The organism is Bacillus sp. WMMC1349 (assembly GCF_013155385.1).
Taxonomy (GTDB): domain Bacteria; phylum Bacillota; class Bacilli; order Bacillales; family Bacillaceae; genus Bacillus.
In genome coordinates, this window is record NZ_JABJUQ010000007.1 from 924,214 (window position 1) to 938,310 (window position 14,097).

General features: G+C 36.8%; 12 protein-coding genes. 6 read left to right on the forward strand and 6 right to left on the reverse strand.

From position 1 onward, the window contains the following. Positions 1-43: 43 nt before the first annotated feature. Entirely contained in the window at positions 44-244 is a 201-nt protein-coding gene (cspB, locus tag HOO54_RS07070; RefSeq protein WP_003155376.1) for a cold shock-like protein CspB, read from the reverse strand. A 258-nt stretch (positions 245-502) separates the two neighbouring features. Here cspB and HOO54_RS07075 point away from each other — a divergent pair, with 258 nt between their 5' ends. Continuing rightward, complete coding sequence (locus tag HOO54_RS07075) at positions 503-1,891, forward strand: L-cystine transporter (protein ID WP_375335799.1); 1,389 nt, start codon at positions 503-505, stop codon at positions 1,889-1,891. Positions 1,892-2,001: 110 nt separating this feature from the next. Here HOO54_RS07075 and HOO54_RS07080 read toward each other — a convergent pair whose 3' ends face one another. Beyond that, complete coding sequence (locus HOO54_RS07080) at positions 2,002-2,301, reverse strand: hypothetical protein (protein ID WP_172292293.1); 300 nt, start codon at positions 2,299-2,301, stop codon at positions 2,002-2,004. Positions 2,302-2,348: 47 nt separating this feature from the next. Beyond that, positions 2,349-4,163, reverse strand: coding sequence for a S9 family peptidase (locus HOO54_RS07085; protein WP_172293728.1), 1,815 nt, complete (start codon positions 4,161-4,163; stop codon positions 2,349-2,351). Positions 4,164-4,284: 121 nt separating this feature from the next. Between HOO54_RS07085 and HOO54_RS07090 the strand changes: the two genes are divergently transcribed. After that, the gene (locus HOO54_RS07090; protein ID WP_172293730.1) at positions 4,285-4,872 is read left to right on the forward strand and encodes a YhcN/YlaJ family sporulation lipoprotein; all 588 of its coding nucleotides are present in this window, start codon (positions 4,285-4,287) and stop codon (positions 4,870-4,872) included. Between the two features lie 897 nt (positions 4,873-5,769). Here HOO54_RS07090 and HOO54_RS07095 read toward each other — a convergent pair. After that, positions 5,770-6,429 carry a spore coat protein gene (locus tag HOO54_RS07095; RefSeq protein WP_172293732.1) on the reverse strand — a complete coding sequence of 220 codons (660 nt, stop codon included), beginning with the start codon at positions 6,427-6,429 and terminating at the stop codon, positions 5,770-5,772. Between the two features lie 400 nt (positions 6,430-6,829). Here HOO54_RS07095 and HOO54_RS07100 point away from each other — a divergent pair, with 400 nt between their 5' ends. Together HOO54_RS07100 and HOO54_RS07105 are read left to right on the forward strand one after the other, a co-directional pair. Further along, entirely contained in the window at positions 6,830-8,845 is a 2,016-nt protein-coding gene (locus HOO54_RS07100) for an ATP-binding protein (RefSeq protein WP_172293734.1), read from the forward strand. A gap of 234 nt (positions 8,846-9,079) precedes the next feature. Then, entirely contained in the window at positions 9,080-10,246 is a 1,167-nt protein-coding gene (locus HOO54_RS07105) for an MFS transporter (RefSeq protein WP_172293736.1), read from the forward strand. 134 nt (positions 10,247-10,380) lie between these two features. Here HOO54_RS07105 and HOO54_RS07110 read toward each other — a convergent pair whose 3' ends face one another. Continuing rightward, positions 10,381-11,301, reverse strand: coding sequence for an RluA family pseudouridine synthase (locus HOO54_RS07110; protein ID WP_172293738.1), 921 nt, complete (start codon positions 11,299-11,301; stop codon positions 10,381-10,383). Positions 11,302-11,416: 115 nt separating this feature from the next. Here HOO54_RS07110 and HOO54_RS07115 point away from each other — a divergent pair, with 115 nt between their 5' ends. Next, complete coding sequence (locus tag HOO54_RS07115) at positions 11,417-11,764, forward strand: DUF5365 family protein (protein ID WP_309244865.1); 348 nt, start codon at positions 11,417-11,419, stop codon at positions 11,762-11,764. Positions 11,765-11,945: 181 nt separating this feature from the next. After that, the gene (locus HOO54_RS07120) at positions 11,946-12,602 is read left to right on the forward strand and encodes an HAD family hydrolase (protein WP_172299415.1); all 657 of its coding nucleotides are present in this window, start codon (positions 11,946-11,948) and stop codon (positions 12,600-12,602) included. Between the two features lie 203 nt (positions 12,603-12,805). Here HOO54_RS07120 and HOO54_RS07125 read toward each other — a convergent pair whose 3' ends face one another. Continuing rightward, positions 12,806-13,942, reverse strand: coding sequence for a hypothetical protein (locus tag HOO54_RS07125; protein ID WP_172293742.1), 1,137 nt, complete (start codon positions 13,940-13,942; stop codon positions 12,806-12,808). Positions 13,943-14,097 lie beyond the last annotated feature (155 nt).

Genomic DNA, 14,097 nt, shown 5'->3' on the forward strand with positions numbered 1-14,097 from the left:
ATTGGAAATCAGCAGTCTTTGTATAAAGAGCACAGCTCTTTAATTATGCTTTTGTAACGTTAGCAGCTTGCGGTCCGCGGTTTCCTTCAACGATTTCGAAAGATACAGACTGGCCTTCTTCTAAAGTTTTGAAGCCTTCGCCTTGAATAGCAGAGAAATGAACGAATACATCGTCTTGTCCTTCAACTTCGATGAATCCGAAACCTTTTTCAGAGTTAAACCATTTTACTTTACCTTCTAGCATGAAATTTCCTCCTAAAGCGATAACGCTTAAATTCATCATTCTTGCTCTAAAACAAACTTCCAAGACGAAAACTCTTACAAAACTTTCTTCTTAAAGATAGTTCGAACAAAAATAATTACCTTTACTTTACCAGTGTTTAAGCAAAATTACAACCTTTAATCAAAATTTTTTTAAAAAAAATTAGCGCTAATTCCTACTTGACCGATTGGTTTTATTGTATTATATTTTCTAATGTATCTAAATGAAGGGGGCTTTTATGTGATGGACTTTTTTACGATCATTAATATTTTTATCATGCTCTTTCTGATGGTGCTCCTTTATTTCATGCAAAAGAAGTATGTTTCGTTTTCGAAAAGAGTATTTACTGCTCTTGGACTCGGAATTGTATTTGGTTTTGCTGTACATTTTATATATGGTGCTTCTTCAGAAACAACCATCCAAACGACAGATTGGTTTCGAATAATTGGAAACGGCTATGTGAAGTTTTTGCAGATGGTTGTGATTCCACTTGTCTTTATCTCAATTTTGGGTGCTTTTACAAAGCTTAGTCTGAAACATAGCATTGGAAAAATTAGCGGTCTTATCATTGGTTTGCTTATTGCTACAACTGCTGTAGCTGCTGCTGTGGGAATCGCCTCCACTCTTAGCTTTGATCTTCAAGCGATTCATATTGAAAAGGGAGACGCAGAACTGTCAAGGGGTGCAGAATTAAAACAGAAATCAGCAGATATGGAAGCCAAAACACTTCCACAACAAGTAGTTGAACTCCTGCCGGGAAACCCGTTTTTGGATTTTACAGGGGCAAGACCGACATCTACAATCGGAGTTGTTATTTTTGCGGCCTTTCTTGGGATAGCTTATCTTGGTGTGAAAAAAAAGCAGCCTGAACAAGCCGAACTTTTCAAAAAAATAGTTGATGCTGTATACGCGATCATTATGCGTGTTGTGACATTGATTTTAAGACTGACACCATATGGGGTGTTAGCAATTATGACAAATACGATTGCAACAAGTGATCTTGATAGTATTTTGAAACTTGGAAAGTTCGTTCTCGCCTCTTATGTGGCATTGATCGTCATGTTCGGTGTCCACCTATTGCTGATTACGGTCAGCGGGTTAAGTCCAATTACTTACTTGAAAAAGGCCGTTCCAGTGCTTATTTTCGCTTTTACTTCAAGATCAAGTGCTGGTGCCTTACCATTAAATATTAAAACACAAAGAAGTTTGGGTGTTCCTGAAGGGATTGCCAACTTTGCCGGCTCATTTGGTTTATCAATTGGTCAAAACGGCTGTGCCGGTATTTATCCTGCGATGCTGGCGATTATGATCGCACCGACTGTCGGACAAAATCCTCTGGAACCTTCATTTCTCTTGACAGTCATCGGGATTGTCGCAATTAGCTCTTTTGGTGTAGCAGGTGTCGGCGGTGGTGCAACATTTGCGGCACTTTTAGTACTGTCAGCTTTGAATATGCCAGTTGCCTTAGCGGGATTATTAATTTCGGTCGAACCGCTTATCGATATGGGACGGACAGCTCTTAATGTTAGTGGTAGTATGACTTCAGGACTTGTGACAAGTAAATTGACAAAAGAACTTGAAACAGATGTATATGATGATCATACAAATATTATTGAAGCTGAAATGTAAAAGGTTGGTCACCCTTGGTGGTAATCGACCGTCATAGACACAAAAATCTGGTGAACCGCTCGAAGCAGTCACCAGATTTTATGTTTTAAGGGGTGTTTGGACAGCTCCCGCTAATACGTGTTTCGGTCAATATTGTCCAGCAGCTCTTCAGCTTCATTGTAATTTGTTGTCGTATGTGTATGCTGTTGGTTCTTATCATTTGAATGTGTTTGATTTTGCTCAGTCTGTCTTTTTTCTCTTGTCGAAAATGCTTGTTTAAACAGTTCTGCTGGATTTAACATTCCATCCTGTGTTTTCATTGTAAACATCTTCATCACACGTTTGCGAATTTCTGGTGAAAAGGCCGCAGATATAGCTGCAGAACCAACGATTAATACAGCTGGGTGAATACCAGTTCTTCTTCTAAACAAAGGATCAACCTCCTTTTTACTAATACTTTGCCCTGGGCAAGTTTGTTTTATTCTTCACTTCTAACAGGGGATTTTAAGCGATGTTTTTCAAAAAAGCTGAAAATGGCCGTGTAAACACTGACTTTACTTTCCCTTTTTGAAAAACCATGCCCTTCATCTTCCATGATGAGATATTCGATCTCTCTTCCCCATTTTTTCAACTGATCAACGACTTGATCCGATTCCTCTTTGACAACACGGGGATCATTTTTACCTTGAACAACTAGCATTGGTCGTATCATCTTTTTTAAATAGGTAATTGGTGAATCGGCTGTCATTTTTATTCGATCCCTGTCTGGATGACCGACCCACTTTTCTGTGTGCGGTCGCCAAAATTCAGGAACTGATTTAACAAATGTAAACAAGTTGCTAACACCGCAAATATCAACGACAGCTTGAAAATACTCAGGATGCCTACCATGTAATAAAAGAGCCATGTATCCACCATAACTGCCGCCTAATAGAAACAGTTTTTCACGATCAACGACTTTTTGATCAATGAGCCAATCGATTCCAGCAATCATATCAAGACGTGGTCCATCCCCCCAATCTTGTTCAACCATTTTGTAAAATGTGTAGCCATAGTTTTCTGAACCTCGAAAATTTGGTGCAAATACTTGGTAGCCCATTTTAGTTGCGATTTGAAAGATGTCATAAAACTTTAATTGTTCGGCATACTGAGGTCCACCATGCGGCCAAATGATTGTCCAACCATTTGCATCTTTGTAATTAGGTTTATACAACAAACCCTCGATTGTCCGTCCATCAAAAGATCGATAATTGATTACCTCTGGATCAGCAAGTTCCTCTTTAGAAAAACCGGGAACATTATGTTTTGTTAATTGGCACCATTCAGTTTGGCTCTCCTTTTTTACATAAATATTATCTGGTTTACTAGGTGTTGAACCAAGCAAATAAAGGGCACCAGACTTTGTGCAACACACTTTTTTAACAGATGAACATGGGCAACATATCGTGCTGGTCTCTCCTGTTTGAATCTCATATTGATAAATGATATCTTTAACGCCTTTTTTTCCAATTAAGTATAAGTACTTTCCATTTGGATCAGCATGTATGGAAGTCAAGTCTGTTTTGTCTATCAAGAGAAGTGGAGTAAAGGTGTTGGAAGAAATTGTGTATGATGCCAGATATGAAAACTCTGAATCATAATTTGTGGTGACATATAAGATATCATTTGTTGAGAAATATGATGCATAGAACTTATGCGCTTTTTTATCATCAGGCACAATTGGTGTTATATGTCCGTCTGCTGTTTGAACCACACAAACAGAGTGGCTATTGACAAACGAAACATGAAAACTAAATGCTTTTTCATTCGGACTTACATCACTGAGTTGTGATACCCCATCAGTTCCCGTAAAAATAAGCTTTTCGTTCCTTGTCAGAAGATCAAATTGATATGTATTTAAAAAAACTGGATTATTTTTGGAAGATGTGTAGTAAACAGAATGATTGACGATGTTAGGTTCGAAGTGGCGATCTTGTTGATTTCCGTTTAATAATTGAGATTCTCCTTCTGAGGAGGAAAATTGATATAAACTGTGTTGTTCGTTTCCGTCTTGATCAAAACCGGCAATTATAAAGGAACCGTCTTTACTGTAGGTCATTCCATTGCAATTTTGATTGAAAAAAGTGAGTTGATAAGGATATGGATGTGAAAGATCCATTGCCCATATGTTTGGTTTACCATTTAGATTGGTGTTAAAGACAAGTTGTGTTTCATTAGGATGGATACAAAAATCTGTTATTTGTAAAACGTAAAACATTTTTTTTGCTCTCGAAAAAGTGTTTGTTAATGTCATTTTCTACCCCCTGATTATATTATTCCATTTTTATCATAACAGAAACTGGATTTTCCTTGGGTGAATAAATCAAATTTAAAAGAAAAACCTATAAGTAAATGATTAAAGGAGGAAATATGAAATGTTCAATAAGAAAAAAGGTGCAATAACTGCTTTTCTTTTCCCTTTATTGTTCACCGCAGGTTGTGGAATGGCCAATCAAGGAGAAAATGAGCGCCGTGATCAAAATGACGTGCTACAAAATGTGACGGACAGAAATGATAGAAACAACATAAATGATGGAACAAATGTAAGCGAACGGATCAATAGAGATGACAGAATGGATGTCACATACAGAAATCCTGATCGAAATGTAAACGAGAATAACAATAATAACAATATGGATGTTGCAGATAAAGTTGCTGATAAGGTCACAGACTTAAAAGAAGTCAGACATGCCAATGTGATTGTTACCAATCGAAATGCTTATGTAGCCGTTGTTTTAAAAGGGAATCCGAAAGGCGATATAACTGGAGATCTAAAGAAGAAAATCTCCAATAAAGTAAAAAGAACTGACAAAGACATAAACAATGTATTTGTTTCGGCAAACCCGGATTTTGTTGACCGGATGAGGAATTATGGAGATAGGATTCAAAATGGCGAACCAATTGAAGGTATTTTTGACGAATTTGGTGAAACAATCAACAGAATATTTCCCCAACAAAGATAAGGAAAAACATACTAACATTAGTAGCGCAGACCAAGACCGCGGTTTGTGCTGCTATTTTTTTAGTGGACTATAAACAGACCAACTTCACACCGTTATATAGGATGCCGGGTCCTCCGAGATCGTGTATAAGAAAATGGAATCGATCTACAATTGGTTAAAAAGGAGGGAGACAAATGAAACATGAAGTGCAATGGTTATTTATAATCAGCATCGCCAATGTAAAGAGATTGACCATAATTGCCCCTCTTATGAACAACTTCATAAAAAATTAACTCATCAAGTTTGAAACAATCAGAAGACAAAGGAATCGCCCTCCTTGAAGCTGCAAAAACCTCTTGGCCAAGACGTACGAACAGGTCAAAGATGACGCAAGGCACATCAAAAAAAGAAACAGCTTGAAACAATATGGTTGAACTTTCAAATGAACATAAAGAGTATCAAGTACTTCGATCATTTCCAGTGATAGGGGAAACATCAGCTGTTTGAATCATTGGCGATATAAGACATTAAGAATTATTAACTTTTAAATGCCTATTATGCGTGATCAGTCGGGTAATACTGACAGGACAACGTTTTATGATTAAAACGATAACAAACAAATGAAAACCGCAACCTCTGAGAAAATCTCATAAAGCTGTGTCAATTGCGTGATAAATAAGTTTTTGAATGTGGTTTTTCACCTTTTTACACATGAAACAGCATTGCCCAGAATAAAGATGGGAAATTTGCTCGCTATCCGCGAGCCATCTCGGAGCTTGTCCCTTGCCCCTGCGGGGTTTCGCCTGATCATGGTGATAAAACTTCATCCACACTACTTTCAGAACACCCTTTTTCATTTTGGTTAAAATAATAAAAACGGCATTGGAGGATTTATTCCTTTCAATGCCGTTTAGCTAGTTAATGAATTGGTCCTTGACCCATTCCTTTGTTTAACGGGATTTGTGTTTGCGATTGCCCAACTGCCGGTGCAAAAGTGGAAAGCATGATTTCCATGTCCCGTGAAGAAAGCTGTGGAACTTGGTAATAGCCACGTTTGTTTTGGTAAAGAAAAATTTCGTAGGCCATTTCGATATAATTTGGAATTTGATCGGCCAACACTCTTCGGCAGACAGGATTTGTTACCTCAGGAGCTGCCATAGCAAGGGAAGAAGCTCCGGTTTTAATTAATGAAAGCATATAGCTGCTAATACATGCATCATCAATACCTGTCACTGCTTGATTTGGTTTCTTAGGTTGGGATTGTTTTAAGCCGTATACAAATTCCCTGTCTTCTTTCATCATATAAGTTGCCGTTTCCTGGCTAGGCTTTCGCCCAGTACGGAAACTCTCTGTCGTAATATTATACTGTGACATAATAAATTGACGCTGTCTTTCCAATATACCGATTAGCTCAGGATCTTGGATTTGCTGTCTAAACATCAAATATTGATCAAGAATACCAATCATTCCTGACAATACTTCATGCATGTCAAAAACTTCATGACCGCCATGATTCAAATGTTGTAATGCTTCATTCCCTTGATTTATTTGCATTTTTTGTTGATTTTGTTGATCCATTCACATCTCCTCCTTCAATTTGGTTCAATCTTTATAGTTTGTTTATCTTTATGTTTTTATTCAAAAAAAGAACGGATCCAATAAATTGTATTTAAAGGGTTTTTATATCATCCGTCGAATACTTGGTTAGATGTCCTTCATATTTTTGACCTTGTTTTTTCTATTATACATATCTGTCGGATGCCGAATTCTTGGAAGACTGAAAAGAAAAAATGGTAAGCAGGTCGGTGGAAGGATGTTGAAGGGTAGGTATACTTTGTTAGCATATTTTGTTGCCTCTGCGTGACATGTGAAAGACTCTTCCTCCAGAATATATTAGCCGTCGATCCCATCTATATTTCGTGAATAGTAGTAGGTGTTTCCACTTTTGCATTTTGAACTTGGAAAAAGGAGGACTTTTATGCTAGTCTCAAGTGAAATGATTGAAAAAATGTCAGAATTGTTTACCCAAAACGTAAAATCGGATGTGTCCAAAAAAATCCAGCAACTAAGTGAATTTTATAAAATGGATGACATCTATCTTTCGTTAGTTGATCAATATTTATTTCCGTGTCTGATCTTGAATGATAAGGGGGAAATTGTAGCTTCTTCAAAAAATGCGGGTCAATATGTAAAGAACGAAAAAGGAAACATAGATCATATTCTCCCTTCTGGATTGTCTTTTCCTATCAACACAGCTATACAGCGGTTACGAAATGGAAAAAGAGAAGTTGTATTTAAAAATCTACCCGTTTATTTAGGTGGAAGGCTTTTTCTAATTAATTTAAAATTAATCCGTTTTTTTCGTCAATATCAAAAACTTTATGTGCTTTTTATTGAAAATAAACAAAAAGCTGAAGAAAAAAGGTTGATCCTATCAGAAAATAGCGTTAATCAAACGAATGATGCGATTCAAACCCTTTGCCGGAAGATAAAGGAACTTGAAGTATCTAATCAAAAACTCACCCGTAAAAATCAGCAACTCCTTCGGTCAAACAGAGAATTAAGGACAATCAATGAGAAATTTGAAAAAAAAATAGGCGAGTTAACGGAAATTAAAAGTGATATGTACAGCCTTTTGGATCAGACAAATGTTGCAGCCTTATTTTTGGATCAACATTTGAATGTGAAATATTTAACACCAGAGGCAACAAAGCTTTTTAGACTAAAGAAATCAGAAATTGCTGGATCAATTCATGTATTAACAAGCCATCTCAAGTATGACGAATTTGTTCAAGATTTGAAAAGGGTACTTTGTGAAAGAGAAACCGTACATAAGGAACTTGAGTCATTAAACGGTGATTGGTATGCTGTCGAAATGACACCGTATTATACTAACGAGGTTATAAAAGGAATTATTGTCACGTTTTTTAATATGACTGAGTTAAAATTGACAAATGAAGCGTTACATATTAGCTCACAAGTGGTGGATCAAAGTCCAACAAATATTTTAATTGCTTCCACCAGCGGGAATGTGCAATATGTAAATAAACGTTTTTGTGAGATGATTGGTAAAGAAGAGTTTGAAATTATTGGTGAAAACGTATTTACATTCAATGAAAAACATCGTGTTTGCAGTGAATTATCTGTTCATTGGCAAGATGTTGTAAAGAATAAAGCGTGGTCAGGAGAGCTCCATTATCAGGATGATGAAGGAGTTGACATGTGGGAACAAGTTTCACTGATTCCTGTGGAAGATCACACGGGGACCGTTCAACAGGTGATGAGAATTTCAGAAGACATTACAAATCAGAAACGTTCTGAAAAAATGTTAATGAAATCGGAGATGTTATCAGCTATTGGGCAACTTGCTGCAGGCATTGCCCATGAAATTCGCAATCCGCTTACATCTTTAAAAGGGTTTTTACAGCTCATGATACAAACTAAAAAATACCAGAAAGATTACGCGGAAGTGATGATGTCTGAATTTATAAGACTTGAATCGATTATCAATGAATTTCTTGTTTTAGCAAAAACGAAATCAGCTACTTTTGATTTGGTGCAAGTGAATACAATTATTGAAGATGTTTGTATGATTCTGGAATCCCAGGCATCTCTTAAAAATGTGCAAATTAAGAAAACGTTATGTGAGAAACTTCCCGAAATTCATGCTGTTTCAAATGAATTAAAGCAGGTGTTTCTTAACATTTTAAAAAATGCGTTTGAGGCGATGGAACATACTGAAGGTGTCATCTCAATCGAATCGTATCAGGAAAATGGCAAAGTTGTCATTATTTTTGAGGATCAAGGAAAAGGAATTCCGAAAGAAGTGCTTAAAAAACTGGGAGAACCATTTTACACAACGAAGGACAAAGGAACAGGTCTTGGTTTAATGGTTACTTTTAAAATTATTGAGAACCATGGAGGACATATTCATTTTCAAAGTGAAGAAGGAAAAGGTACACAAGTTAAGTTAGAACTTCCGATTAAAGAATGAGAATGGCAATTTTTATGCCATTCTTTTTGTTTTTCTAATATATGAATATATGCACATTGTTTGTTTTTGGTGGATTAATAGTATAAAATTTACATATCAATATTTATCTGAGGAGGGGTATTGTGATGTTAAAAAACAAAATTTAGGGTGTGCCAAACAACCATAGACTTATTCTCATACCAGACAACTTTTAGCATAAAGCGAACTTATCAATTTTTAAGTACGGAGGGTGTCATGCAAAAAGTACTTCTTCTCACTATAGGAATGTTTACACTAGGTTTTGATGCCTATGTCGTAGCAGGTCTACTACCAGATATCAGTACAACTTTTCATATCAATGACTCACAAGCGGGACAAGCTGTAAGTGTTTTTACGCTCTTTTATGCCTTAGCAGCTCCTATTTTTGCAACAATATTGGCTGGAAAACCTGTACGTAAAGTGTTGTTGTTTGCGCTTGGTTTATTCACCATTGCCAATGGGCTAAGTGCTTTATCACCGAATTTTACTATTCTTCTTGTATCTCGAGCAGTAGCAGGTATTGGAGCAGGACTTTATTCACCTTTAGCAGCCGCAGCCGCTGCCGCCCTTGTATCTCAAGAAAAAAGAGGCCGGGCGCTGGGAATGATCCTTGGCGGTATGAGCATGGGAACAGTCATAGGAGTTCCTGTGGGATTGATGATTGCAAAACATTTAAGTTGGCAAGGAACATTAGGTTTAATTAGTGTGATTGGTTTTGTTGCTATGCTTGGAATCGTCATCTGGTTCCCTCATCTTGCAGCTTCTGCTCCACCTTCATTACGAGAAAGACTTAAAATGATGACCAATAAACGGGTGTCAATTATTGTAGGTATTACGTTTATGACGAGTGTTGCCAGCCTCGGTTTATATACTTATGTAGCATCTATCTTACAAAACTTGGCATCAATCAATGAAATAACACCTTATTTATGGGTGTGGGGAGTCGGTGGAATTATTGGAAGCTTTTCAATTGGCACTTTAATTGACCGTACTGGACGGCCAGCTTTGCTAATGGCATCAATTCTAGCTATTTTAGCAATCGCTTTATTTAGTTTGCCATTTACAATTCATATTTCTATATTAGGCTTTTTACCTTTTCTATTATGGGGTGCAACGGGATGGGCTTCACAAGCTCCTCAACAGCACTTATTATTAGAAGCACAGCCTCAACACGGTGCTGCTGCTGTCGCTTTAAATAGTTCGGCTAACTATCTAGGGAGTGCAGTCGGTTCATCACTGGGAGGTCTTGCTATGCTAACAGGACTAGCACCTTCTGAATTGCCTTTTGCTGGTGCAGTTTTAGTTGTACTGGCATTTGCAGCACAATTACTAGGCTTAGTTAAAAACAGAGAGAAATGCAATAGGAAAGAGTTTAAAATATAATAAAAAATCAGTAACAGGTTTTTCTTTTTTAAGACCTCGACAAAGTACATGTCGAGCCGCCAACTCCTTTTATAGATAAAATCAGCAAGTGGAGAAACACAATACATATTTCTTCACTTGCTTTATTTTTCGGACTAGATTTTTACGTTTCTAAACAATGTCTCGGTCGCCGCTTTTAAATCGTCTGGCATAGGTGCTTTGACGACCAGTTTTTCTCCTGTGATCGGATGAGTGACTCTAATTTTTGCAGCATGCAATGCTTGTCTTTGAAAAAGTTTTGTTGAACCTCCGTATAGTGTATCTCCTAATAAAGGATGACCAAGGTTTGCAAGATGAACACGGATTTGATGGGTTCTTCCTGTTTCAAGCTGAAGTTCACATAAAGAAATGTTATTTTTCTGTTGGTAGCTTTTTATAACATAATGGGTAATGGCTGACTTACCGGTTGGAGAAACCCTTCTTCTGACAGGGTGGTGCCTGTCCCTACCGATGGCATGATTGATTGTCCCTGTTTGTTTTTTAAATTTACCTTTGGCGATGGCAATATATGTTCTCGATAACTCTTTTCTTTCAAGCTGCTCATCTAAAATGATCTGGGCAAGGCGATGTTTTGCAAATACGACTGCACCACTTGTGTCTTTATCAAGGCGATGAATATGCCGGACTTTTCGTTTTTCCCCATTTGCTTGATAATAAAATGCAATGATGTTGCTTAATGTTCCTGTCTGTCCTTTGTCATTTGGGTGTGTTGCGATACCAGGCGGTTTATTGACAATAAGTATATGTTCGTCCTCAAACAACACGGAACATTCGCCATATTCAGGAATAATGTCGCTTTCTTCATTTTCCCTAAGGTCGATTTCAATTGTATCCCCACTTTTTAATAGTAAGTTTTGGGTTTCCGTTTTTTGGTTTATTGTTATTTTTTGATGTTGGGTCCAGTATTGAATGACTGGCTTTGAAGCTTTCGTTGCTTTTTTTAAAAATGAAAACAAATGTTCACGATTATTTTCGTTCTGAAAACGGAATATTAATTTATTATTTTGTTGGTGCATTTTAACTACTCCTTTCTGTAAAAAGCGATTCAGCCATAAGGAAACACTTACCTTTACTGCCCTGTATTTTTGTATGATATTCTGTTTGAAGAGATTACAGTAAAGGGTGATATGTGTGCGTATTGTTAAAGCAGCAACAGAAGAACAGGAAATTTATATTGAGGAACTTGCTTCTGATCTTTACCAAGTGTTTTCAACTTATTTTAATGACCAAAAAATTGCTGAGTTGAAACAGATAGGCACTCTTGATTTTAAAGAATTGGATTACAATGGAACGTTGGATGAAGCATTTCAGATTATAACTAGCCTTCAAATTATACACACATTATTAACACAGTCAACTCGTCAATGGGGATTAAAAGATCGCCATCTTTTCGATAAAAATTGTCATAAGTTAAATGAATGTGGCCTGAACTTTCCTTTAAGATCTGCTGATTTCTACATGGACAGTCAAGTCATGTAAGATTGTCCGTCTCCTTCGTTAGTATCTTCATTATTGTACATACTAACAGGGAGTGCGTCTATTGTTGTCTTGTTGCCCTACCTTAGTTCATCAGTTGAGTTGATACTGATGAACTTGCTTGGGGGTGCTAGGAAGGATACGATAAATGTGCAAAAAGGCAAAAGGAGTTGGACATAGCGGAATGATAAAAGCGATAATCTTTGATTTTGATGGTCTGATTTTAGATACAGAAACCCATGATTATGAAGTGCTTCAAGAGATCTTTCAAGAGCATGGCTCAGATCTGCCAATGTCTGTTTGGGGGAAAGTGATTGGGACGGCTGCCGGATTTGAGCCATTTTCTTATTTAGAAGAACAATTACAAACCAAGTTGGATCATGATGTACTAACAAATACTCGAAAAGAACGTTTTTTGAAAAGAATGGAAAATGAAAACCCGCGAGCCGGGGTTGAAGCTTACATAACAGCGGCAAAAGAGCTTGACTTAAAAATCGGTCTGGCCTCAAGTTCAGATTATAAGTGGGTCACACAACATTTAAAGCAAATTGGGCTTTATGATGATTTTGAGTGTATTAAAACAGCTGATGATGTAAAAGAAGTCAAACCTAATCCAGAGCTTTATTTGCAGGCTGCTGCTTGTTTAGCCGTAAAACCTGAGGAATGTCTTGCATTTGAAGACTCTGTTAATGGTTCAATAGCGGCGAAACGTGCAGGAATGAAATGTGTCATTGTTCCGAATAAGGTCACAAAAAGCCTGTTATTTGAACAATATGACCATCGCTTAGAATCCATGGCAGAAATGGAATTTGAACAACTGATTCAGAAAGTCTCTCAGTAAAGAGAGAAAGGGCTGTCCTGAAAGTCGTGTGGCTGAATAAAAATTGGGGAATTTGCTCGCTTTCCGCGGGCGATCCGCGAGCCTCCTCGGAGCTCGTTCCTTGCTCCTCTTGGGTCTCGCCTGGCTCGCTGTTTCCGCAGGAGTCTCGCAATTCCCCCTGATTTATGTTGAAAAAGGACTTTTTAGACAGCTATTTTTCGTACTTATTTTTGGGGCAATAATTCAAAACGAGCACAATCCCAATCCTGACTTGCTTTTAAAGGTGTCGTTTTCTCTTTTTTCCCTGATTTTAAATTGTAAGAAATGATGTTTCCAATCAGTTGGTGTTTGTCTCTTTTAAACCTTTTAGTTAACGCATAAATGCTGTGATCGTTTATTTTTACATCTTCTAGTGAAAAGTCATCATTGCCTGAGAAAACTTTGAATGATCTTTTTTTATGAAATAAATGATCAAAAACGGTTACTTTTCCATTGCTTGAAACAGCAACAACCTCATCTTTCATTCGTTTTAATTTTGTTGGGAAAAATCCTTTCTCCATTTTGATTTCTCTTTTTGTTTTTAAAGTCTCTTGATCTATCAGTAATATTTTCGATTCTTGGTTTTGTTCTGCTTGGTCATTTACTGCTAGCATAAAGGTTTGTTCATCAAGTACTTGGAACCCGTCTTTTTTATTCAGAAAATAAATTTTTTCATTAGGAATCCGTTTTTTTATTTCAGGTTTGTTTGTTTTTGAATTGATGCGTACGATTGACATATGATCATCTTTATTGGTAATGGCATAAATCTTTTGACCAACTATTTGTGCGGAAACAATTTCACCACTGATGATTACATGTTTTTTCTTTTTCACCTTGTTGTTCCAATAAACAAGTTCACCATGTAAACCTTCACTTGTATTACCAATGTTTATATCATGTAAAACATAATCTCCAGAAGTATTAATAAAAGTTGCGCCTTCATCTTCAGTTGTTTTAGACAAGCTTTTCTCATTAATCTTGTCAAGTTTTCCAGTTTTATTGTTTATCTTAATATGGTCGTTACTTCTATTTGACGCAAAAAAGGTATAGTCTTGATTAGAGGCAGATGAATTCAAATCAGTGTGATCTTTTAATGTGATCTGGTCCTGTATTGCCCCATCTTCCTGATATACTGCAAATTCACTACCGCTGTTTAACATATTAGAAAAACTAACGATAAAAGTGCCTTTTTTAATGTCTCTTAAAATCATATCCTGATGAGTGCTGATCTTTTCCTTTTGATGTTCGACTGGTTGCTGCTGACAAGAACATGTGAAAATTAGGATGCTTGATAAAACAAAAAGGGTCTTAAGTCTGTTCATTTTTCCTCCTTATGATGCAAAACAACCGGTTAGACCGGTTGTTGATTTTAAAATGAATGTCCCTAATTTTCGGGAATGAGTTATAAAACTTGCTTGATAACGTTGTTGTAAGACCCATGGTGATAAGTAAGTTTTTTTACTATAAAATTTTACTA

What these genes read in the sequence shown, in the direction of transcription:
- cspB (WP_003155376.1), bottom strand. Translation starts at nt 244, where the DNA reads ATGCTAGAAGGTAAAGTAAAATGGTTTAACTCTGAAAAAGGTTTCGGA.
- HOO54_RS07085 (WP_172293728.1), bottom strand. Translation starts at nt 4,163, where the DNA reads ATGACATTAACAAACACTTTTTCGAGAGCAAAAAAAATGTTTTACGTT.
- HOO54_RS07090 (WP_172293730.1), top strand. Translation starts at nt 4,285, where the DNA reads ATGTTCAATAAGAAAAAAGGTGCAATAACTGCTTTTCTTTTCCCTTTA.
- HOO54_RS07095 (WP_172293732.1), bottom strand. Translation starts at nt 6,429, where the DNA reads ATGGATCAACAAAATCAACAAAAAATGCAAATAAATCAAGGGAATGAA.
- HOO54_RS07100 (WP_172293734.1), top strand. Translation starts at nt 6,830, where the DNA reads ATGCTAGTCTCAAGTGAAATGATTGAAAAAATGTCAGAATTGTTTACC.
- HOO54_RS07105 (WP_172293736.1), top strand. Translation starts at nt 9,080, where the DNA reads ATGCAAAAAGTACTTCTTCTCACTATAGGAATGTTTACACTAGGTTTT.
- HOO54_RS07110 (WP_172293738.1), bottom strand. Translation starts at nt 11,301, where the DNA reads ATGCACCAACAAAATAATAAATTAATATTCCGTTTTCAGAACGAAAAT.
- HOO54_RS07120 (WP_172299415.1), top strand. Translation starts at nt 11,946, where the DNA reads ATGATAAAAGCGATAATCTTTGATTTTGATGGTCTGATTTTAGATACA.
- HOO54_RS07125 (WP_172293742.1), bottom strand. Translation starts at nt 13,942, where the DNA reads ATGAACAGACTTAAGACCCTTTTTGTTTTATCAAGCATCCTAATTTTC.